At 50.0% G+C, this 22,596-nt stretch carries 21 protein-coding genes; 9 read left to right on the top strand and 12 right to left on the bottom strand.

Annotation, left to right across the window (positions count from 1 at the left end):
• Positions 1 to 134: 134 nt before the first annotated feature.
• The 3 genes from FH974_RS06260 to FH974_RS06250 all read right to left on the bottom strand — a co-directional run bounded on the left by FH974_RS06260 (position 135) and on the right by FH974_RS06250 (position 3,011).
• Positions 135 to 527, bottom strand: a complete 393-nt coding sequence (locus FH974_RS06260) for a RidA family protein (protein ID WP_047883475.1) — start codon at positions 525 to 527, stop codon at positions 135 to 137.
• A gap of 117 nt (positions 528 to 644) precedes the next feature.
• A complete protein-coding gene (locus tag FH974_RS06255; RefSeq protein ID WP_047883474.1) occupies positions 645 to 2,084 on the bottom strand; it encodes an N-acyl-D-amino-acid deacylase family protein in 1,440 nt (479 codons plus the stop codon).
• A 63-nt stretch (positions 2,085 to 2,147) separates the two neighbouring features.
• Positions 2,148 to 3,011, bottom strand: coding sequence for a MurR/RpiR family transcriptional regulator (locus tag FH974_RS06250; RefSeq protein ID WP_047883635.1), 864 nt, complete (start codon positions 3,009 to 3,011; stop codon positions 2,148 to 2,150).
• Positions 3,012 to 3,182: 171 nt separating this feature from the next.
• On the opposite strand from FH974_RS06250, the gene FH974_RS06245 reads away from it, so the two are divergent.
• Together FH974_RS06245 and FH974_RS06240 are read left to right on the top strand one after the other, a co-directional pair.
• Positions 3,183 to 4,457 (top strand): amino acid deaminase, encoded by a 1,275-nt coding sequence (locus FH974_RS06245; RefSeq protein ID WP_207103575.1) that lies wholly within the window; start codon positions 3,183 to 3,185, stop codon positions 4,455 to 4,457.
• A 256-nt stretch (positions 4,458 to 4,713) separates the two neighbouring features.
• The gene (locus FH974_RS06240; RefSeq protein ID WP_047883472.1) at positions 4,714 to 4,914 is read left to right on the top strand and encodes a hypothetical protein; all 201 of its coding nucleotides are present in this window, start codon (positions 4,714 to 4,716) and stop codon (positions 4,912 to 4,914) included.
• Positions 4,915 to 4,955: 41 nt separating this feature from the next.
• On the opposite strand, the gene gloA2 is transcribed toward FH974_RS06240, so the two are convergent.
• The gene (gene gloA2 / locus FH974_RS06235) at positions 4,956 to 5,339 is read right to left on the bottom strand and encodes an SMU1112c/YaeR family gloxylase I-like metalloprotein (protein ID WP_047883471.1); all 384 of its coding nucleotides are present in this window, start codon (positions 5,337 to 5,339) and stop codon (positions 4,956 to 4,958) included.
• A 682-nt stretch (positions 5,340 to 6,021) separates the two neighbouring features.
• On the opposite strand from gloA2, the gene brnQ (FH974_RS06230) reads away from it, so the two are divergent.
• Together brnQ (FH974_RS06230) and brnQ (FH974_RS06225) are read left to right on the top strand one after the other, a co-directional pair.
• Positions 6,022 to 7,341: a branched-chain amino acid transport system II carrier protein gene (gene brnQ / locus FH974_RS06230; protein ID WP_047883470.1), complete on the top strand. Its 1,320-nt coding sequence runs from the start codon at positions 6,022 to 6,024 to the stop codon at positions 7,339 to 7,341.
• A 704-nt stretch (positions 7,342 to 8,045) separates the two neighbouring features.
• Complete coding sequence (brnQ, locus tag FH974_RS06225; RefSeq protein ID WP_084712433.1) at positions 8,046 to 9,473, top strand: branched-chain amino acid transport system II carrier protein; 1,428 nt, start codon at positions 8,046 to 8,048, stop codon at positions 9,471 to 9,473.
• A 129-nt stretch (positions 9,474 to 9,602) separates the two neighbouring features.
• On the opposite strand, the gene FH974_RS06220 is transcribed toward brnQ (FH974_RS06225), so the two are convergent.
• From FH974_RS06220 to nrfB, 6 genes are all read right to left on the bottom strand, one after another.
• A complete protein-coding gene (locus FH974_RS06220; RefSeq protein WP_242551854.1) occupies positions 9,603 to 10,199 on the bottom strand; it encodes a cytochrome c-type biogenesis protein in 597 nt (198 codons plus the stop codon).
• A 117-nt stretch (positions 10,200 to 10,316) separates the two neighbouring features.
• Positions 10,317 to 10,865: a DsbE family thiol:disulfide interchange protein gene (locus FH974_RS06215; protein ID WP_053061704.1), complete on the bottom strand. Its 549-nt coding sequence runs from the start codon at positions 10,863 to 10,865 to the stop codon at positions 10,317 to 10,319.
• Between the two features lie 93 nt (positions 10,866 to 10,958).
• Positions 10,959 to 12,971: a heme lyase CcmF/NrfE family subunit gene (locus tag FH974_RS06210; protein ID WP_084712432.1), complete on the bottom strand. Its 2,013-nt coding sequence runs from the start codon at positions 12,969 to 12,971 to the stop codon at positions 10,959 to 10,961.
• 66 nt (positions 12,972 to 13,037) lie between these two features.
• Positions 13,038 to 13,997, bottom strand: a complete 960-nt coding sequence (gene nrfD / locus FH974_RS06205) for a cytochrome c nitrite reductase subunit NrfD (RefSeq protein WP_047883469.1) — start codon at positions 13,995 to 13,997, stop codon at positions 13,038 to 13,040.
• Positions 13,994 to 14,686: a cytochrome c nitrite reductase Fe-S protein gene (nrfC, locus tag FH974_RS06200; protein WP_047883468.1), complete on the bottom strand. Its 693-nt coding sequence runs from the start codon at positions 14,684 to 14,686 to the stop codon at positions 13,994 to 13,996. Before nrfC ends, nrfD begins: the two co-directional genes overlap by 4 nt.
• 10 nt (positions 14,687 to 14,696) lie before the next feature.
• Positions 14,697 to 15,305 carry a cytochrome c nitrite reductase pentaheme subunit gene (gene nrfB / locus FH974_RS06195; RefSeq protein WP_047883467.1) on the bottom strand — a complete coding sequence of 203 codons (609 nt, stop codon included), beginning with the start codon at positions 15,303 to 15,305 and terminating at the stop codon, positions 14,697 to 14,699.
• Positions 15,306 to 15,863: 558 nt separating this feature from the next.
• On the opposite strand from nrfB, the gene nrfA reads away from it, so the two are divergent.
• The gene (nrfA, locus tag FH974_RS06190; RefSeq protein ID WP_047883466.1) at positions 15,864 to 17,294 is read left to right on the top strand and encodes an ammonia-forming nitrite reductase cytochrome c552 subunit; all 1,431 of its coding nucleotides are present in this window, start codon (positions 15,864 to 15,866) and stop codon (positions 17,292 to 17,294) included.
• A 79-nt stretch (positions 17,295 to 17,373) separates the two neighbouring features.
• On the opposite strand, the gene FH974_RS06185 is transcribed toward nrfA, so the two are convergent.
• Positions 17,374 to 17,817: a hypothetical protein gene (locus FH974_RS06185; protein WP_047883465.1), complete on the bottom strand. Its 444-nt coding sequence runs from the start codon at positions 17,815 to 17,817 to the stop codon at positions 17,374 to 17,376.
• Positions 17,804 to 18,802, bottom strand: a complete 999-nt coding sequence (locus tag FH974_RS06180) for a winged helix-turn-helix domain-containing protein (RefSeq protein ID WP_084712431.1) — start codon at positions 18,800 to 18,802, stop codon at positions 17,804 to 17,806. The genes FH974_RS06185 and FH974_RS06180 overlap by 14 nt, the downstream gene beginning before the upstream one ends.
• A 722-nt stretch (positions 18,803 to 19,524) precedes the next feature.
• Here FH974_RS06180 and FH974_RS06175 point away from each other — a divergent pair.
• The 4 genes from FH974_RS06175 (at position 19,525) to FH974_RS06160 (ending at position 22,538) form a co-directional block, all read left to right on the top strand.
• Entirely contained in the window at positions 19,525 to 20,502 is a 978-nt protein-coding gene (locus FH974_RS06175; RefSeq protein WP_047883464.1) for an OmpA family protein, read from the top strand.
• Between the two features lie 161 nt (positions 20,503 to 20,663).
• On the top strand, positions 20,664 to 21,065 hold the full coding sequence (locus FH974_RS06170; protein WP_047883463.1) for an META domain-containing protein: 402 nt from the start codon (positions 20,664 to 20,666) through the stop codon (positions 21,063 to 21,065).
• 281 nt (positions 21,066 to 21,346) lie between these two features.
• Entirely contained in the window at positions 21,347 to 22,186 is an 840-nt protein-coding gene (gene rhlP / locus FH974_RS06165; RefSeq protein WP_207103574.1) for a rhombotarget lipoprotein, read from the top strand.
• 10 nt (positions 22,187 to 22,196) lie between these two features.
• Positions 22,197 to 22,538 (top strand): 5-carboxymethyl-2-hydroxymuconate Delta-isomerase, encoded by a 342-nt coding sequence (locus FH974_RS06160; RefSeq protein ID WP_207103573.1) that lies wholly within the window; start codon positions 22,197 to 22,199, stop codon positions 22,536 to 22,538.
• Positions 22,539 to 22,596: the final 58 nt, after the last annotated feature.

Below are 22,596 nucleotides of genomic sequence, written 5' to 3'. Positions count from 1 at the left end.
TTTATCAACCGCACCGCATTTCGGTTATATTCAGAGTCAGCGCTGAACGCTCAGGGTTGCTCCGCGCTAACTTTGCTTAGGCTTCATCCGACCCGCGGTTTACGGTGTTCGCCCGGAACCAGGTATTCCTCGAACTAGCGACGATCTTCGCGGTAGCAGGTAACGTCCACTTCCACTTTCACGTCGACCACCAGATCACAGACCATGCAGATACGTGCCGGTGGGTGCTCGCCAAAGAATTCTTTAAACACTTTGTTGAATGACTGGAAATAACGGGCATCGGTCAGGACAACCTTCACGTGCACCACGTCTTCAAGGCCATAACCGGCTTCTTCCATAATGTTGACGCAGTTCTGGATTGCCAGACGCGATTGCTCAACAATACCGCCTTCCACCACTTCGCCATCAATCATTGGCGTCTGGCCGGAGACGTACAGGAAACCTCCCGCCTGCGTAGCGCGGGCAAATGGCAGGTGCTGACCGCCGGTACCTGTACCGCCTTCAATGCCATAGCGTGTGATAGTCATAATTGCTTACTCCAATGTGGTTGCTAAAATCAGGTCTGTCATCGAATCGAACTGCAAACGGCGTCGGTTCATGCCAGGCCAAGAATTAAGAATCAAGAATCAAAAATAGAGCCAGATTCAGCGCTGCTGACGGTACAAAAACCGCCCGCAACGTTGGGGACTGACTTCCCCGTTCAGATAGCTGGTATGGCCATTCACCATTACCTGCTCAATGCCTTTGGCTGCCGCAATGGGATGGGCGAAATCCGCCACATCAATGATGGTGTTCGGGTCAAACAACACCAGATCCGCATAAGCGCCTTCGCGTATTTCCCCACGGTCAGCCAGACCAAACCGCCTTGCCGACATACCCGTCATTTTGTGGACAGCCTGTGCCAGCGAAAATAGCTGGCGTTCCCGACTGTAATAACCCAGCACCCGGGGAAATGCGCCCCAGAGTCGTGGATGCGGATGCGGATCATTCGGTAAGCCATCCGACCCCACCATGGTCAGGCGATATTTCAGCACCCGCTCAACGTCTGCTTCATCCATACAGTGGTAAACCGCACCGGCCGGTTGCAACGCTTTGGCCGCATCCAATAACGGCAGTGCCATTTCGTCAGCAATTTGCTTCAGGGTTTTTCCCGCCTGCTCCGGTAACGCTTCTGACCAGGTAATAAAGATGTCGAAATCGTCCGTCACCTGATTCAGATCCAGCGTGGACGAGCTGGCCGAATACGGATAACAATCACAGGCAACATCCTGGTGCTGGCTGGTTGCTTCCATTAACTTCAGCACTTCAACGGTTCGTCCCCAGTTTCCGGCACCGGCACATTTAAGATGAGAGATCACCACCGGCACTCGGGCGTGACGTCCGGTTGCAAAGGCTTCTTCCATTGCAGCCAGAATCTCTTCAAACTCAGTGCGCATGTGGGTCGTATAAATCCCGCCGAAGGCCGCCAATTCTTCCGCCAGCGCCATCACCTCTTCGGTCGGAGCCTGTTTGGCAGAGGCATAAGCCAGCCCCGAACTGAGGCCCAACGCACCGGCTTGCATCGCCTCCCGCAGACGTGCTTTCATCGCCTGAATTTCCAGGGGGGTCGCCGCACGGTAAAGGTCATCCATTTCGTTATTGCGTAACGTGGTATGGCCAACCAACGCCGCCACATTGACCGCAGGCGCTGCCTGCTCAACCGCGCGGGCATAGTTCGTAAACGTCGGATACTGGAAATCAGCCTGCTTGCCGAGCAAATTCATCGGGTCCGGCGGGTCGCCTGCCAGCACGGCCGGTGAGGCGCTGATCCCGCAGTTGCCAACAATAACCGAGGTCACCCCCTGGCTGATTTTGGCGAGACAGTCGGGATAGCGGATCACGTTGGTGTCGTCATGGGTGTGAACATCAATAAAGCCCGGTGCCAGCGCTTTACCATCACCGTCAATCACCACAGTCGCCTGGCATCCCGCCAGGTCACCAATGGCTGCAATACGATCCCCGGAGATGGCAACATCAGCGTGGTAAGGCTCGGCACCCGTGCCGTCAACAACCTGAACATTTCGGAATACGGTATCGAACTGCATGAAACTTCCTTCTTTCTTTCGCTAAGCTTCACAACCCGACCGACTGTTCCGGTGAGGTTGTGGTTAATCGCCGAGAGGCTGGCGGTCTTCTCCACCGCGATGGCTGTCCAGCGCCATCTTCAGGCGGCGCAATTTGTCACGGCTCCGGCGTTTATGGCTCAGTGCCAGTTCCGTTGACAACACATCAATCATTGCCATCATCGCGTAACGTGAAGCCGATGGTTTATAGATAAAATCGGTTTCCTTGGTCACTATCGGCAACACAAGATCACTGACTTCTGCCAACGGAGAATCCTTGGCTGTAATGGCAATGACGCTCATCCCGTACTGCTTCGCAATTGAAGCCGGTTCCACCACTTCCGGGGTGTAGCCGGTCGCGGAAATCACCACCATCACATCATTGCTGTCGGCAGTGGCTGCCACCATACGAGCCAGCAATCCGTCGTTGTAAGCCGTAACGGCATACCCGAGCCGGAACAGGCGGTATTGCAACTCCTGAGACAGAATGGTGGAACCGCCCCCCATCCCGACAGCCAGAATTTGCCGCGCGTTCTGTAGCAACTCGACGGCTTGCGCCACATCCTGCTCATTCACAACTTTACGATTTATGTTGATCACGTTTTTGATCGATTCATAAACCCCTTGAATACCGGACTGATCCGGCGATTCATGAATGAACCGCTGCCCCAGAGCCAGCGACTGTGCCAGCTTTAGTTTCAGGTCACGGACATTCTTGCAACCCACCGCTTTGGCAAAGCGGGTAATGGTGGCTTCACTGACCCCGGCCTCTTCTGCCAGCTGGCTGATGCTGTAGCCCGAGGCTGCAGCTAAATCATCCATCACCAGCATGGCCACTTTCTTTTCGGCCTCACGTAATTGCGAAAATCGTTCAGTAATTCTGGAAACAATATCGACTTCAATCGTCACGGCTTTCACCTCTCTCGACACAGCAAATGGTAGATTCAGGGCGGGTGCAAAACAGTGAGAAACAGCACAAATCATTCGATAATGTTTGATAGTTTCTAACATCACAAATATTATCAACAAGCCAAAAGGCAGCAATAACAAGCCCTGAGAGCTATGTTAGGAGAATAATAAATGAACCAAGCAAATAAAAAGCATGTTAGTAAATATCAAGACAGCCATCACAAAAAATGGCCTGTAGGTACTAAAGGGATTTGGGTAAATGAAAAGGAAAGCGGCCGATACAGCCTGATTCACGAAGAGATTTCGCTGCCTGCTGCAGTGCTTCGGCAATCCTCACTGACTAACAACCTGAACTGGATGCAGCAGTTTGCCCGCCACCATCAGGTTCAGCTGGCACCTCACGGCAAAACCACCATGACCCCAGCCCTGTTTGAGCAACAACTGGCAGCCGGGGCATGGGGAATCACCGTGGCTACCGCGCCACAAGCTGAAGTCGCCGTTGAGGCAGGTGCCAAGCATATCCTGATGGCCAACCAGTTAGTCGGCAAAGCAAACATTGCAATGGTCCGGCGCCTGCAGCAGCAACACGCCGTCACGTTTTATTGCTGTGTTGATTCCGCTGAAAATGCCCGCCAGCTCAGTCAGGCATTTGAGCAAGGATCGCAACCGTTACACGTTTTGATCGAGTATGGGGTGCCTGGCGGTCGTTGTGGCTGTCGCTCTGAGCAGGACGTTGTCGCACTGGCCGAAACCATCCACACGCTGCCTGGGCTGATCCTCTGTGGTATCGAAGTGTACGAAGGGGTGATCCACGGGGCCAATGCGGAAGCAGACATCCGCGCCTTTCTGGCCAGCGCGATAAACACCGTTGAACATCTTACTGAGCGACAGCTGATTACTCGCTCCCAGCCTGTCATTACCGGCGCTGGCTCGGCCTGGTACGATGTTGTCGCCGAGAGCTTCGCTGATCACCCTCACCTGCTGGCAATTATCCGTCCCGGCTGCTACCTGATTCACGATACCGGTATTTATCAAGATGCGCAGGCAAACGTGATGGCACGCGCGGAACGCAATCAAGGGGCGGCTTGTGATTTAGGCGGTGACCTGGAATCAGCACTGGAGATTTGGGCTTACGTGATTTCCAGACCGGAGCCGGGCAAAGCGGTGATCGGGATGGGTAAGCGCGATGTGGCTTTTGATGCCGGGCTGCCTATTCCTGAGCGCGGTTACCGTAATGGTCATACTCTTGATATTGATGGGCTAAAGGCCATCGCCATTATGGATCAACACACCTTTGTTGAGGTTCCCGAAGGGCATGATCTGTCAGTCGGCGATATGATCGCTTTTTCCACATCGCATCCTTGCCTGACTTTTGACAAATGGCGCTACCTCTGTGTCGCTGATGAGGACTATAACGTGTCCCAATGGGTTGAAACATTATTCTGAATTTCACGGACATGAGGCCATAATTATGCCAACCTGCTGATTTTCATGACCAGCTTGAGGCGGTAAGCCAATACTTACCGCCTGTATCGCACTTAATGACAGCCTATTTCCGGCCTGTTTTCAGCCTACCTCCTACCAGAAACCACCCATAAAACCTTGTTTTTGATAAGGTTTATATCGTTAAATCCCTTTGCGAAACGGGAATTGAAGTGTATCATTCCGCCACCAGTTTCACCGTGCCACAAAGGATACAAGCATGGATCTGACATCTCTTATTGAAGGTACGCTTTTCGGCCTTATCGTACTGTTGATTGGCCTGTCAGGCGGTTCTTTTTTTACTATGGCGACCGCTAAATCAACTGAAGAAACCAGTGCTACAGAGTCTCGCATTGAGTTTGGCTTTTACGGAGTGGCGAGTCTGGTATTTGCTGCCCTGCTATCCGGCATTCTCAGCTGATAACTGGCCATTCCATTAGCCATTTCTGCTGAATCAACCGTTCAAATCTGATACAGCTCTAAAGGCAGCCCATCCGGATCCTGGAAGAAAGTAAAACGCTTCCCGGTCACTGCATCTGTTCGAATGGGCTCTACTGCCACACCTTTCTTTTGCAGGTAATCTGCCACTTCTTCAACCGAATCGACGGCAAAGGCAAGATGCCTTAGGCCACAAGCCTCCGGAAAACTCGGGCGCGCTGGCGGTGACGGGAAGGAAAATAACTCAATCTGGCTGCCATCCGGCAACGCTAAATCCAGCTTGTAGGAATCACGCTCAGCACGATATTGCTCAGAAATGATCCGTAATCCCAGCACCTGGCTGTAAAAATGCTTCGATAATTCATAATCTGAACAAATAATCGCGGCATGATGAATGGCTTTAAGCACTCTTTCCTCCAGTGGCAATACGATGATGAGAGAAATTCTCTGTCACAGCACATAATACGTTAAACGGCACTTGAACATATTCACAAATGCGTCTGTATAGCACCGCTGGGGATAGCTTTGATGTCAGAAGTTAGCCCGCCCGATGCTTCATGCTTCATGCTTCGCAGAGCGCCACATTTTCGCGCTTGCCAACGATATCATTTGCTTTCGGCTTACTCCTTTCAGAGTGCTCTGTTTACGAGGCTGCTGTTTACAAGACACCTATTTATCTGGCTTCTCTTTTTGCGACATGCTGGCCGATTAAGTATTTCTGCTCAAAAAATTCCATCAGGGAATACAACCAAATAGAAAAGTTTTTTTAGCGTTAATGTCTAGAAAAGTATTTACACGGTGAATTTTTGCTTATATGTTGAAGAGGTTTTCAATACTAACGACCAGGTTTAAGCCATGTTTCGCAGCACACAATTACAATTTGATTGCGCGCCTTCGCTGACTACTCCTGTGTCGTTTGCAGCACGTGCCATTATTGCCGCTATTCTAGTGATTATTAACTAGGCTGGCGGCTTTCTCCGTCAGCCAGGCTGACGGAGAAATCGCCGTAATCTTTCTCTGTTTTTCCTCAGCCTTCCTGACGGTCCCAATAAACACTGACTACCGAGTAGTCAATTTGAGGACTTGTCCATTGAAAAGAAATGATTTATTAGCAATCGGCCTGATGACTTTCGCTATGTTTCTGGGTGCCGGGAACATCATCTTTCCGCCTTTTCTCGGACTACAGGCAGGAGAAGCATTCCTACCGGCAATGCTGGGATTTCTGATCACGGCTGTTGGCCTGCCGGCGCTGACTCTGATTGTGTTGGGCCACCTTAGCCACAGCAACCAACTGACATCAGCATTACCAAAACCCCTTGCGATCACTTTTTGGGTACTGCTTTTCACTGCCATCGGACCGGCATTTGGCATGCCCCGCGCTGTCACAGTCGCTTACGAAATGGGAATCAAACCTCTCGTGGAATCAGATTCTCTGATGGTGTTCTCAGCCGGCTTTGTTGCCCTGACACTGATATTGGCTTTTCGCCCGGGGAAACTGGTTGATTACATTGGCAAAGTGATGACTCCTCTGCTGGTTCTGTTACTGCTTGCTCTGGCTGCGAGCGCGGTGATCGCTCCGTTAGATACCCTGAAAGTCGCGTCAGCTGGTTATGAAATGCGCCCTGTTACAGAAGGTTTGATCCAGGGTTACATGACAATGGACGCGATTGCGGCTGTGGGTTTTGGCTGGGTCATCATCAAAGCTATCCTTAATAAAAATGGGGGTAACAGCCGTCATCTTTCAGGAATCACGGTAAAAGTTACGCTGATCTACGCCGTTCTGATGTCGGCTTGTTACCTAGCAATGGCATATGTGGGGGCCACCTCTGCCTCAGTGGCCAGCGAAGCCAGCAATGGCGGTGAAATTCTGACCCTGTATGTCGCAGAGGTGTTCGGTGTTTACGGTCAGTACCTGCTGGCGGCAATCATCATCATGGCGTGCCTGACCACCACAGTTGGTCTAACTAACGCCTGTGCTGAGTATTACCGTGAAACGTTTAGCACCCCGTTTGCACTGACCGCCACTATCGTTGTGGTACTGACAGGTGTCGTGGCAAACTTTGGCCTGAACCAGATCCTTGCCGTCAGCTTGCCTGTTATTCTGGTTCTGTGCCCGGTGGCCATCACACTGGTACTGACTGCCATGTGTTTTTCCGGTGCTAAGCGCCAGTCGTCTCACTACCGCCAGTCGGTGTACCTTGCATCGGTAGCGACCACGCTGGTTTTTGGCGGGCTGGACACCCTGAGTATTCTGGGCATGCTGCCGGAATCAGTCCAACCCATGCTGGAGCGCTACCTGCCGCTGTACAGCGCGCACGCCAGTTGGTTGCCGCCTTGCCTGCTTGTTCTGGTAGTCGGTATGGTGGCATCGAGAACAAACACAGCGTCACCGTCTACCGAAAATGCGTAATTTTTTCCAAAAACAGGCCGTAAGTGAAGAGGAAATGCTGTAATTGAGCAGGAAATGTCGCGATGAGAGATAGCTTTTATCGCGCTTTTCCCTCAAACATTTCACCGAAACGGCTCTGCATTGAAAGGTGTTCTCGTACAGCTCGTCCTGATTGGATATTCGATTTACAGCAAGACCAATAACAAAAACGAGCACAAGACCAGAAAGTACCGGCCCCAACGCCCCTATCAATTCAACGCCCGCTATCAATGCATGGCTGCTACCAATGCATGACAGCCACAACAGAGCTGGACATGGTTATTTGCCCGCCAAGCCCTGCTTTCTCGGTGTTTTCGTCGGCATGTAATGAGTCAGTTGTGATGATTTTTTCGCCTGAAATTCTTAAAAAATTCAATGAATCAGTTTACAGAGGCGGAATTTGCTTATATGTTGTGTCCGTTGCCCGTAATAATTGATAAATCTTTTTATGCTGAACATTTTCACTAATCCCGCAAAATCTGCTGATTTGCTCTTGGCGAAAGCCAAGCGTGCGGTATTACGTGCAACACAATCTGTCGTCGCAGTCGTCGTCTTGGTCATCGTTATCTAGGCTGGCGGCACATTCCGTCAGCCAGGCTGACGGAAGATGAGCACACCTATCTTATTTTTCCCCAGCTGTCTGACGGTCCTAAGCAAAATACTTTGGTATGCAGAAGGATTCGTCCATGAAAACAAATGACATAATGGCCCTCGGCCTCATGACCTTCGCCATGTTTCTCGGTGCCGGGAACATTATCTTTCCGCCTTTTCTAGGACTGGAAGCCGGTGAACAGCTGATGCCGGCAATGGCGGGCTTTTTGATCACCGCCGTCGGCTTACCTGCCCTGACACTGATCGTGTTCGGCCGCCTGAGTGACAGCAAGCAGCTGACTCAGCCACTACCAACCTGGCTGGCCACACTGATCTGGGTCGCATTGCTGACAGCCGTTGGCCCGGCATTCAGCATGCCGCGCGCGGTCACCGTCGCGTACGAAATGGGCATCAAACCTTTCTTTTCAGGTGATCACCTGCTGACCTTTTCTGTTCTGTTCTGTGCCCTGACCCTGCTGCTGGCCTTTCATCCGGGAAAACTGGTGGATTACATAGGCAAAATCATGACCCCGCTGTTAATTCTGATGCTGTGCGTGCTGGCCATCACTGCCGTGGTCTCTCCCCTTGCTGCGCCACAAGCAGCCATCGGCAAGTTCGAAGATCTGGCACTGACGCAAGGGCTGGTTCAGGGTTACATGACCATGGATGCAATTGCTGCTGTTGGCTTTGGCTGGGTAGTGATCAAAAACATCAACAACAAGGGAGTAACAGCAGCATCTACCGTTCGCCGCATTACTCTGAAAGTGGCTCTGATTTATGCCTTCCTGATGGGATTGTGCTATCTGGCCATGGGTTACGTTGGCGCAACCTCCGCCCCGATAGCGGAAGGGGTCACCAACGGTGGTGAATTGCTGAGCCGCTACGTCGCGCACAGCTTCGGTGGCTTCGGACAATTTTTGCTGGCCGCGATTATCATCATGGCTTGTCTGACAACAACTGTCGGCCTGACCAATGCTTGTACTGAATACTATCAGCAGACGTTCAACGTCCCTTTCCGCCGTAGCGCCACCATCGTTGTGCTGGTAACAGCCCTGATTGCCAATGTAGGACTAGAACAAATTCTCGCGCTGAGCCTGCCTGCCATTCTGGTACTCTGCCCGGTGGCAATCGCACTGATTTTGGCCGCGCTGTTCTACCCAGCAGACAAACAGTATCAGGCAACATATGTCGCGGTGATCACTGTCGCCTTCGCTTTCGGCACGCTGGATGCCATGAGTATCCTGGAGATGATGCCAGCGAATCTGGACTCTTTACTGTCCGAGTGGTTACCTCTGTACAGTGCCCATGCCTGCTGGTTTCTGCCATGTAGTTTGGTGCTGTTAGGCCGTAAACTGATGGCGATTTTGCTGTCAAATTCGGTCAATAGCGCAGCCAAGAGCAATAAGATTGGGATCCAAAAAACTGAGACCCAATATACTCAGTCCCAAACCTCTGGAACTCAAAACTCAGAAACTCAAAGCTCAGGAGCCCAGCCTGCAGGAACCCAAACAACAGAGGCTTAAATCAGGCATCCCTTTCACGGACTCTGTACTGTATTAGCCCAATCCAATAAGCAGGACACTGCGACGGCAAAATAAAAGCGGGGCCGAGGTTACCCTCTGCCCCGCCAAATTAGGCTTGCTGGCAATCATTCAGCGACGCCAAATAGTGGTCATGATAATCCCACCGAATACCGCCAGTAATAAAAATGGCCCGCCCCAGAGTAAATAAGTTTGCGGGGTCAACGCCGGTTTATATCGGACAAACTCGCCAAAACGCGATGTCATAAACCCAATCACCGCCTCATTGCTCTGCCCTTCATTGACCATTTGATAAACTTTCAGCCGTAAGTCTTTGGCCACCGGTGAATTAGATTCAATCAGATTCTGATTCTGGCACTGGGGACATCGAAGCTGGCGCGACAAGGCAATTGCCCGTTTTTGCTCTGCTGCCGATCGAAAGCGAAAAGTCTCGACCGCCTCAGTCACCACTTTATCCGACGCTGTAAACACTGCCACGTTTCCAGTTTGAGGCAAAGCCCGAGACAGCGACGCAGTCATTGTGGTCGATGCCGATTGCTGTACCACAGATATAGGAGCCTCTTGAGCCATCACCGGGTATGCCGCCAACATTGGTCCCCCGAGCAGCAATATCAACACGCCAGCCGACAGCGTCTGTTCAGCAACCGCAGGCTTCCCCAACAAACGAAGCCAGAGTCGTTTTATGCCATTTGCCACACTTTCCCACATGTTTTTTAATCCATTCATCTACGACAGCACGTTTGCCATTGTATTTAACTCCGTTGGGTCACCGTATTTGATGACCATGCAGGAGCTATTTTGAGTCACTAATGGTATGTCAGCGACTCAATAGCTTGCCTGACGCAACGAAGTAATCAGCGGCACGAACTCTTTCTGCCAGACCTTCGGCGTTAACGCCCCCATATAGCGATGACGGATAACCCCTTCCGTATCAACCAGATAACTTTCCGGCGTGCCATACACTCCCAGGTCCAGAGCCAGCAGCCCGTTTGGATCATACAGCACAGTACGGTACGGGTTACCTTCCTGCACCAGCACCTGTTGGGCAGCGGCCCGATTATCCCGATAATTCAGCCCAACCAGATTGACCCCATGCAAACGCTCAGGATCAGTGGCCAGTTGCATCAGAAACTGATGTTCAACCTGACACACCGCACACCAGGATGCCCAAACATTCAGCAGGCTCAGCTGCCCTTGAAATACCCTTTGATCGGCCCGCCCTTTAGCGTCCAGCAATGCCAGCGTAAAATCAGGCATAGGTTTGTTTTCTATTGTTACTCCTGCACTTTCTTTACCTTTTAACATCGCCCCCACAATGACAGCGATAACAGTAAAGGTCAGGATCAGTGGTAAATATCGACTGTGTTTTGCCATAACGTCCACACTACAATGACTTCACAATGTCAGTAATTTTTCTATATGTATGTCATATCCGACCGCCCGATACATTGACGGCTGTCACTTCTGTCAGCGGCGTTCATCGCCAGATACAGACTGCCAGACACAGATGGTCTGATTGAGAACCGGAGACGGCGTTTGCCTGTGCGCTGCGCGTTGACGGCGAAAACTGCAAATTGCCAGTATCCCCCCTGCCATCATCAGTAATCCTCCCAACCATAACCAACGTATAAAAGGCTTGTATTGAATCCGCACCGCGTAATCAGTCCGGTTTAGTTTTTCGCCCAACGAGATATACACATCACCGTGCCAGAAAGCATGGATACCCGGTTCACTCATTGTCTGAGTACGCACTGAATAATGACGGCGTTCTGGGGTGATCACCGCCAGTATCTGGGCATCTGGTTCATGGTTTTTCCGAACCTGAATTCTGGCCTGCTCCGCAGTGTAGTTAGGGCCAATCAACAGGGCTGTCTCATCATAAATAAACTGATAGTGCCCTAAGCTGAGTAGATCGCCCGGCCCCATTCGGCCACTGATTTCTTCCTCATAGTGACTGACTAATACCGCCCCAATGATGCTGACGGCCACCCCAAGATGAGCAATGACCATGCCGAGCTGGCGTATTCCTCCGCCTTTAAGCTGTTTGGTTTTCCTCGCCCGCAAGCGTAATAACATTGCCTGAACTGCCGTAATGCTAACCCAAAGGGCCGTAGAAAAGGCCAGACAAACGGTCAGATTGACACCGTGTTCGAACAGCACAGAGAGCGCAACACCCATCACCACCGAGACTGACATAGGTGCCAACGCGCGCACAATAAGAGCTTCACTACTGAGTTTGTGCCACCGAATCAGCACTCCGAACCCCATCACGGTAAAAACCAGAAAACTGAGCGGAATAAACATCGCGTTAAAATAAGGCGCACCCACCGAGATATTCCCCAGCCCCAGTGCCTGAAACACCATGGGATAAAAGGTACCCAGCAGTACCGTCAGCGTCACCACAGCCAGAAGGCTATTACCGATTAACACCATGGCTTCTTTCGAGCAGAGACCAAATTGAGCCGGGAAAAAATAGCGTTCTGCCCGAAGGGCAAACAGTACCAGCGCCACAATCAGGATCAGTGACAGAATTGCCAGTAGCGCCAGCCCTCTGGCAGGGTCGACCGCAAACGCATGTACCGAAGTCAGTACGCCCGAACGCACCACAAATGTGCCCAGCACACTAAGTGAAAAGGTGAAAATGGCGAGCAACAGACTCCAACCCACCAGAGCTTGCCGGAAAGCCGTAATCAGCAGAGCGTGAACCAGTGCCGTTCCGGTTAGCCATGGCATCAGTGACGCATTTTCAACCGGATCCCAGAACCACCAGCCGCCCCATCCCAGTTCGTAATACGCCCACCATGAGCCCAACCCGATACCAGCGGTCAGGCAAATCCAGGCGCCCAGCGTCCAGGGACGACACCACGCCGCCCACTGAGTAACCGGCTCTCGGGTTGTCAGGGCGGCAGTGGCAAAGGCAAAACTGACGGCAAAACCGACATACCCCAGGTACAACATCGGCGGATGCAGAATCAGTCCGATATCCTGCAACATAGGGTTAAGATCACGCCCTTCCAGCGGTACCGGCATCATTCTTACAAACGGGTTAGAAGCCAGCAGCACAAACACCCCGAAGATAAAAACCAGCAACATCAGTATTGCCAGCACCCGGGAAAAATAGTCCTCATCACGTTCGCGGCAACAGCGGGCAACAGCGACTGTCCAACCTGACAGCGCCAAAACCCAGAACAGTAACGACCCTTCATGCCCACCCCAGACAGCAGCCAGTTTAAAAAACATCGGAAGTTGGCTGTTTGAATGCTGTGCTATATACCTGACCGAAAAATCATCCAGCAGGAAGCTCCAGCCCAGCAGCACTGTCGACAGCGCAATCAGCCCGAAACAGCAATAGCTGAACGGCCAGGCATAGCGAAGCCAATCCTGTCGCGATCTAACCACACCGAGCACAGGAATGACGGTGCCAAACAACGCCAGTACAGTTGCCAGAATAAGTGAAAAATGTGCAATTTCAGGGAGCATTCCATCACCTTGTTAACCGATCGCCACAGCTTTCACTGTGACGATCCTTGAGTCACACCCGTCTGTTTACAGCGTTGTCAGCTGACCGGCATAGAGGATGAACGTCCGCAACATCAGCACCCCCACCAAACTCAGGCTGGTCACCAGCATAATAAAAGCCCGGTTGTGGCGGACTACCGCCGGGCTAACCGCATTGAGCCCAAGCGGCACCAGCATGCCCATGCCGATCACACCGTACCAGAACCAGCTTGCCCAGAAACCACCGCCAATTGCCGCCATCGCCGCGGCCTGACTCTGCCCACCGCCAAAATATAAGCCGGTAAAGAAGGCGAACAGGACAAACAGCTCGAACAACACCACAGGACGCTCAAACCGGTGCACCCAACTGGCACTGGCTCCGGTTGCCGACTCTTTGAAAAAGACCACTCCAACCAGCATGCAGGCGGCAGCACCGGACGACAGGCTGGAAAACAAGAACAGAATCGGCAGAATCGGGTTATTCAGTAGCGGGAAGGTTTGCAGCGCCGACAGCAGAAAGCCGGTATACGCAGCCAGCAGCAGCGCCAGAAAAGCCAGGAACAGTTCCACGGCACGTTCAAACCGGGTCAGCCAGTACAGTACTTTACCGACAACCGGAAACCGTGCCCCCAGCCATTGCGTTAACTCGTGGCGATAAATCGTCGCGATCCAGGCAAACAAGACGACCAGGTAAATCTGAAACAGCATCACCCCCATCGACATCACCGAGGTCGGATTATAGAAAATCATGATTTTCCAAAATGACAACGGTTTGGTCAGGTGGAAAACCAGGATCAGCAAGCCAACGATGATCCCAAACGGTGCCAATATCGCCGTAGCTTTTATGATCCCGTTACTGGCTGGATAACCGACAATCACTTTACGTTTGAGGTAAATGGCAATCATCACGGCCCCGGCGGACATGCCAGCAAGAAACAGGTAAATCGCAATGATCCAGTCCCAGACCAGCGAATCAAAATAAAAGGCTTCCGTGAATGTAGTACTCATCCTTTTATCTCCCCTTTTGCATGCGGCACCTTATAAAGCTTGGGTTGCGTGCCCAGCTCCACTTTCTGCCGGTAGACCGGTTTATTCTGAATCAGCTGGCTGATTTCACTGGTTGGATCGTTCAGGTCACCGAAGGTCAGCGCCTTCGTCGGACACGACTCCACACAAGCAGGCTGCTTACCCGCTTTCAGGTTAGTTTCGCGGCAAAAATCGCACTTATCTGCAGATCTCGTCACCGGGTTAAAGAAACGTACCTGATATGGACAGGCGGCAAGACAGTACCCGCATCCTACACATTTGAAATCATGCACATCGACGATACCGGTGTTTGGGTCTTTATACGCCGCACCAGTCGGACAGACATGAACACAAGGCGCATTGTCACAGTGCTGGCAGGAAATCCGTGTAAAGCGATAATCCACATTCGGGTATTCCCCCTGCGGCTCGCTCCGGACAATCTCCAGTCTGGACACGCCTTCAGGCACCTTGTTAACCTCCCGGCAGGCTTCAGTACATGCCGTGCAACCAATGCATAAGGTTTCGTCATGCACCATGCCATAACGGACTACGCCATTACCCTCTTCTGCTGCGACCAATGACTGGCGGCCAAGCAGTTGATTGGCTCCAACGCCCGTTGTGAAGATCACCGCGCCGGCTCCCATCAGAAAATTTCGTCTTGAACAGGTCATCGTCATCTCCCTACTTGGCTTTTTTCTGATCTGAGTGGCAATCGACACACAGCTTGATCTTCGACGACTTGCTGATCCCTTTCATCGGATCCTGCTCGGGGTGCACGTTATGACAGGAAGCACACGACAGATCCAAGGCGTGAACATCATGCGTCCAGTTCACCTCACGAAGATCATGAGGATCATGGCAGTTCACACAGGTTTCATTTTGCTGAGCAATCCACCGAGGGTCGGCGGCTGGTTTGGTTGTCCCGGCTACAGATTGAGATGGCGCAAATTTGATAACGGTAGGGGCACCATTACGGTGCTCGTCACTGATGGTGCCGTGACAATCAACACAACTGACATTACGGTTAGCAGACGTGTGTATGGCATCACCGTGTGTGCCTTTTAGCGTGTCCTGTTCATCCTTGTGGCATTGGGTACAGGCGTAATTCCTGTCCCGGATAAATTCGACAACGTGCCGTTCTGACATTTGAGGTGCAACAGAATTTTGCGTTGTGGCATTCGCAACCTGTTCAGGCTCTGAGTCAGCGGCAACATTCATGGAATATCCCCAAACCAGTATGGCCACCAACACGGTCAGCATACGGTTCAGGGCTACTTTACTATTGCCCATTTTTTTACCTTTTTATCGTCCCTACTGACATCCGTATCGCAGATATCAAAGGTTATGATTGATACATTTCAGCATGCACAGCACACTGAACCCGCTAGTGACCGTGTCACGTTCACTACAGACATCCTGTCTTCCGGGGCATCAAATCCATCACATCAAAAAGCCACAACGCTTATCAGGTTTTATTAAACAATATTTCGAATTGTGAAAATTTGCGATCAGCAACAATTACTTCCAAAGTGGCATTGAAAATGAACTTTTACTGATTTAGATCAAACCTGTTTTTGTCCTAATTATTTGTTTTAAATAGAAAACAAATAATTTAACCACTCTATATGAATGGTTATTGTAAATACCACTTTGGGGTTATTCCGTCAGAATTTTAACCTTCTCCACGTAACCAATATTTGGGCTTTGATCCAAAACAATAACGCTTCGTCTTTTTCATTTATCCCAAACAAATTTCAGTATTCTTCGAGTGACTCCGGTTTTCTGCCTCAAATCCGCCATCCTCACAACGCTTGGCCTATAACGAATCAGAATAATGGAGTAGCAATCGTGAGCAATTACTGGACACATAAGGCAGTCGCAATATCGGCGCTTTTGTCTGCCCTGTTCCTCTCAGCCGGCGCCACCGCAGACACCACTGACAAGGAGCGGATTGAAAGCAGAAACGAGACATTTGCCACCGCCCACCCCAATCAATATAAAACCTGGGCGGCAACCCAAGACAGCGAGCAAATAGAAGATGCCCTGGCAGAAGATCCAAATATGGTGATTCTCTGGGCAGGATACGGTTTTGCTAAAGACTATAACAAAGCCCGCGGCCACTATTATGCAGTGGACGATGTCCGCCAGACCTTGCGCACCGGCGGTCCCAAAGATGCTGATTCCGGCCCTATGCCGATGGCATGCTGGAGTTGTAAAAGCCCGGATGTGGCTCGCCTGATCGATGAACGCGGAGAAGACGGTTATTTTGCTGGCAAATGGGCGCGGCTGGGAGCAGAAATCAACAACCCGATCGGCTGCTCTGACTGCCATAACACCGGTAGCGACGATTTCAAACAAGGGAAACCCGCTCTGGCTTTGTCACGTCCTTATGCGGAACGTGCCATGGAAAGCATCAATATGAAGTTTGAAGATCAGTCCCGATTGGGTCAGCAGGCTCAAGTATGTGGTCAGTGCCACGTGGAATACTACTTTACTGGCCCGAATAAATCGGTGAAATTCCCTTGGGACAAAGGCACGACGGTTGATGAGATGGAGAGCTACTACGATGCCATCAATTTCAATGACTGGGTACACGGCGTCTCGAAAGCCCCTATGCTGAAAGCTCAACACCCCGGGTATGAAACCTGGCGAGAAGGTATTCACGGCAAAAACAACGTCACCTGTATTGACTGCCATATGCCGAAAGTACAAAACGAAGAAGGCGTGGTTTATACCGATCATAAAGTCGGCAATCCGTTTGATCGCTTTGAAGATACCTGTGCAAATTGTCATACCCAGGATAAAGCCGCGCTGAAAGCCATTGTTGCCAGTCGCAAAGCCCAGGTACAAGAAATGAAATTACGGGCTGAAAAACAGATAGTCGCGGCTCACTTCGAAGCTAAAGCAGCATGGGATGCCGGAGCCACAGAAGCTGATATGCAACCAATTCTGATGGATATTCGTCATGCTCAGTGGCGTTGGGATTATGCAATTGCGTCTCATGGCGTTCATATGCATGCACCGGAAGTCGCGCTGCGAGTTCTTGGGACTGCCATAGATAAAGCCAGCGATGCCCGAACCAAAGTGGTTCGCCTGCTTGCAACCAAAGGAATCACAGACGAAATACAGCTACCGGACATCTCCACCAAACTCAAAGCGCAGCAAGCGCTGGGGATGGACATGGAAAAACTCAATGCTGAAAAAGACGACTTCCTGAAAACGGTGATCCCGGAATGGGATAAACAAGCCGAGGCGAGAGAAGCCAGTTACAGCAACTAAACCCACCCCGCCCCGGCACCTCGCCGGGGCTGATCAAACCACTCACCGGCAATCTTTCTCCAGCAACCTTTCTCCAGCATTATCGCAGCGATTTATCGTCACTAAATGCCAGTCTGCCCTGATAAGGTACGATCATTAACCGACTTTTGGGGTGTTCGTTGTACACATACATGCTGGTCGGTGAGATGCGTTTCATCGCAGTTTGTCGCCAGAATTGCTGATTATTCAGGTTCAGACTCTCAATCGACGCTTCCGTGATCACTTTGGTATTGTCCTGATGCGACGTCACCAACAAAACCGAATTACCGAAAGCATACATAAAAATGCCTTTCAGCACGGTATAGCCATTGTCTTTATGGGGATCAGGATAATCAATGAGCACATACTGGCCCGCTTTACAGCTACCAAATTTCTTGTGACTCGGCGTTTCGATACTAAAGCTGAAATTGCATCCCAGCCCATTAATAACCGGGTACATCAGCAGTAGCAACAGAGGAAGAATCAGAAACTTAGCCTTCTTCATGAACTCGACCTGTTACATCAATATACATACGCCCGTTAGATGCCGATTCAGGCATATCATTCAGTCGTAGCAGCTCGATATTGCCGCAAATCTGTTTACCATCGACAGAAATACAAGGGGGTGACTGCCAGCTGGACATCCAGAGAGTCACCCACAGCAACATGATGGCCGCGCACAGCAACAATCCAAACTTTCTGAAAGACTCACGTTTGACTTTTGGCACACTCATCCGCATTGGCATGGCAAAGCCTGAAGCATGGGATTGCTCCTTAGGTGCATGTTTCTGATGAGAAAGCTTCTGATTATGTTCGCCCTGCGACAGGCCATCGCCCAGCTTCGCTTTCCTCATCTCCGCACAAGGATCGCTGTCATTCACCAATACGCTTTTCGCAGCAATACCCTTAGCCGTACTATTTTTCGGGACAATGGCGCTATCTGGAGTTGTTATATCTGAAACAGCTGAATTTAACACAGCGTCATTCGCACCAGCGTTATCTTCATCAGTAAGTGTTACCGTCGGAGAATCCGCCACCACTGAAACACCAACCGCGACAGATTGAGTTGCGGAAGCAGTATGAGTATCGCCGTTATTCCATACCGCATCCGACGCGTGCTGTTCCTCGGTCTGAGCCAAGAGAGGCTCCTCTTCAGACGAATCAGCCATCGATTCATCTAACTTGTGTTTGGTAAAGGTGTCTTCAGCAATCGTAAAGCCAGTACCTTTTATAGTAATGATGATGTCTGACTTATTCTTAAACGCTTTACGCAAGTTAGCGATTGCAACATTCAGTGAATTTGGCACAACAACTTTCTCCGGCCACCCGATTTCCAGCAATGTTTCTCGGCTGATGACATCACCGCTGTTTTCAATCAGGTACTGGAGGATACGCGTTTCACTGGCGCTTAACTTCGTTGTGTTTTCAGGTGTGACATAGGCACTCTTCTGAGGCTCGAAAATATCATTCTTATGTTTATAGACGTTCATTTGAATGCCACCTTTGACGTTGAGCCGCTTTGTTGAGACTGATTGCGGCACTTTTTTGGCGCTTTCTATCCGGCAAAAGGGATAAATTTACGGTATGCATCGGCTTTTGCCGATTTTACATGCAACCCCCGCAATAAAAAACACCATTTTTATTATTATGAATGCTACTGTTTGAGTATCTTACCATGAAGCGGTAGGCAAGTTTATGCCACTTTATACTTAAACAATACCTTGCCAGCTCAACCGGTTAAAAAACGTGCCAACCACTTTTATTATGTTTCACAGTGGTAATAATTTTGACGCCATTTTTCTTATCTTGAGCTTTTTAGCCACCTTTCCCCACTGGCATAAATCCAGCTTAAAACTCATCAAACGCCTCCAATAAAACACACAAACCAATGTTTAATAACGTTTTTTATGTTTTTTTATACTGAGAAACCAGGGTTTTATTTATACACCAAGCCTAGCTTTCCCTACGACTTGTGATTTATATCACTTTTTATAGAAATTTTTAAGATCAATGCAGCGTCATAAAATTGACCCTCACATAAAAAATCTTAAATTTATTGAACATCATTTTTTATTAGTTGTCCGTTCACAAAAACCAACACACAATGTGCCTCGTTCCTTGACACAAACCACTTAGCGGCAACACAGAAAAACAATCAGTCGCCGCGCAAAAGAAAGTGGTCAATTAGGTAAGTTAAGCATTGGAGTTTATGATGAAATTGAAGTCTCTATCTCTATCAGTTCTGGCTGCACTGTCTCTGGGCGTTGCAACTTCTGCAATGGCTGATGAAGCAAATACACAATCTATCGACAAATCAGGTTGGTGGATCGGTGCTGGCGTTGGTATGGGCATCGTGGACAGCGGCGACGTTGTACCTGGTTCTCAAAGCGAAGGCGTGAGCACTAAGCTAGAAGCTGGTTACGACTTCAACAAAAACGTAGGTCTGTACGGTAGCTACGACTACATGCACGACCTGGGTGAAGCAGACCTGCACATGGGTACTCTGGGTGTTAAAGGTAACTACTACTTCACTGAGAACCTGTCTGTATTCGGTAAGCTGGGTGCAACTTACATCTTTGCTGATGAGAAAAGCGCTGGCGACCAAATCCGTGACCTGAAAACTGACAGCTTCAGCGGCACCATCGGTGCAGGTCTTGAGTACCAGCTGACTAACGCTGTTTCTACTAAGATCGGTTACGACTACTACCAGAACCTGGAAATCACAGACGGTAAAGACACTGATCTGCACCAAGTTTACTGGGGTATGACTTACAAGTTCGGTCAACCAGCAACTCCAAAAGTAATCACTGAGCAAGTTGAAGTGGTTAAAGAAGTTGCAGTTGCAACTGAAGTACCTGTAGCGACTCGTTCTTCTTACGTACTGCCTTACCAAACTGGTCAGGTTAAACTGAACGACTACGGCCGTTTCAACCTGAACGAAGTTGCTTCTACTATGCGTGCGAACCCAGAGCTGACTGCTGACATCGTTGGCCGTACTGACTCAACTGGTTCTCAAGCAGTGAACGATAAAGTATCTAAAGCACGTGCTGAAGCTGTAGCTCAGTACTTGGTGGACAACGGTGTTGAAGCTTCTCGTCTGAACGTATCAGCAGTAGCTAACACTAACCCACTGACAGACGCTGAAGGTAAATCTCTGATCGAGCGTTCTGTACAAATCGTTCTGAAATAAGATTCATCAGAATTGATCGGCTCAACAAGAGCTTAGTTTTAAAAATGCCGGCAACTGCCGGCATTTTTTTTCGATACTTCCTTGATTAGTTGCGCTTTATCCCCTCTTTCGGAGCAAAGGCGAATAACCAAGATGGTATTGGGAGAACAATATTGAAAACGATGAAAAGTGGCTTCCTTATCCTGTTGCTGCTTGTCCTGACAGGTTGTTTCACAAATCAGCAGATCGCTGATCAACCCGCGCCATATCAAGGGGACTGGACATTGATGGATGCTGTCCATATTCCGGGAATTACGATGCGTGATGCAAGCATTCACATTGCAACGGATATGAGTATCAGTGGTTTCACCGGTTGTCACCTGTTTACAGGTAACCTCAATAAGCCAGAGGCCCTGACGGTACCCATGCAACATGACCTGATGTGCCTGCCGGAGATTGAACAACAGGAAGCTTCCATTTTATCGGTACTCAGCCAGCCTACACGAATCAAAGTGGTTGACGACACACTGATTATCAAAGCCAGCGATCAACAACTGATTTTCGAAAAAGCCGATATATCCTGATACAGCCAGCGCTCAAATCCGGGCGCTGCTACACCACAATACCTTCCGCTCTGCGCTCAAAAACGACTGAGCCTGACCACTTTACGCACAACCCAATATACAAACCAGCTCATAGCCTTTTATAATGGCGGTTTGTGTCTCGCAGGTGTATGTCTGCAAAGAAATCGAACGGCTTATGCTGTACGCTTGTTTCCGTTTCTTTCTTGTTAGCTGCTTTTTTTACTCGTTCATTAGTCAGAGCACGGCATAAATACCTGATATTTACCAAATGGAGCTTGGTGATGTTTAGAGTCTGCCTTATTGGCATCAGTTTGCTTTTTCTTACCTCGTGCAGTCTGCTTTTAAGCGATGTCGATCGTGAACAAACCGTCTCCAGCAGCCTGGTGGACTTCCTCTATCCGAATACACAAGATAAAACCGTGATTCAGCCTACTATCCCAACGCTTCATTTGCCGGTGAATGTGGGGATTGCATTTGTCCCTTCAGCTAATCGCCATCAGACCGGGATTCACCCCGCAACGCAAACAGAGCTGTTAAGCAAGGTAAAAGCCGCTTTTGGCGATTACGATTTCATCAACCGGATTGAAATTATCCCTGAGACCTATCTGAAGCGCGGAAAAGGGTTTGATGCCCTTGCTCAGGTTTCGCGCCTGTATAATGTCGACATTATGGCGCTGGTGTCTTATGACCAGCTGGCTCAGTCTTCAGAAAACAACGCTGCCCTGCTCTACTGGACCATCGTGGGGATGTATGTGATTCCGGGTAACAGCAATCTTATCCAGACTTTTGTTGATACCGCCGTGTTTGACATTAACAGCCGCTCGCTGCTGTTCAGAGCTCCTGGTGTCAGCAAACTGGAAAATCGGTCGACAGCTGTCGGCGTTACCTCTGCACTGTCAGAGCAATCGCTCAAAGGCTTTGAGTTGGCGGTTGCCGATATGACAACAAACCTCAACAATGAGTTGTCACACTTCAAAACTCGGGTAAAAGAAGAAAAAATTGCCAATATTACCCATCGGGACGGATACAGCGGTGGTGCATGGCCAATTTGGGCACTTTGCCTGTTGAGCGCTATCGCCTTTTGCAAACGTGAAACCAGAAAGTCAGTTAACTCAAAATAAGGATAGAATTTTGCCACACTGCGTTATTGAATATTCAAAAGAACTGGAAAAGAAAGTCAGCCCGCAAACTCTGATCAGTCATGTGTATCAGGGAGCGCTGGCCTCGGACTTGTTTGAAGGCCCCGATATCAAAACCCGTACCCTCTCTTATGAACATCATCAGACTGGTGATGAAAGACTGGACTTCATCCATGTATCGGTGCGTATTCTGTCAGGCCGCACCGACGTGCAGAAACAAGCTTTGTCTCACTCAGTGCTGTCCCAGCTTCAATCCTTATCACTGCAGTCTGTCTCTCTGACAGTCGAAATACTGGATATCGATCGCAGCAGCTACGCCAAACATGTCGCCTAACCTTGGGCACATGCAGACGGATGACAGATAGCGCCCATAACGGGCGCTATTTTTTTCA

The organism is Photobacterium ganghwense (genome assembly GCF_017329545.1).
Classification (GTDB): Bacteria; Pseudomonadota; Gammaproteobacteria; order Enterobacterales; family Vibrionaceae; genus Photobacterium; species Photobacterium ganghwense.
The sequence above is the reverse complement of the archived record's forward strand: the minus strand, read 5'-3'. Positions and strand labels throughout refer to the sequence as shown.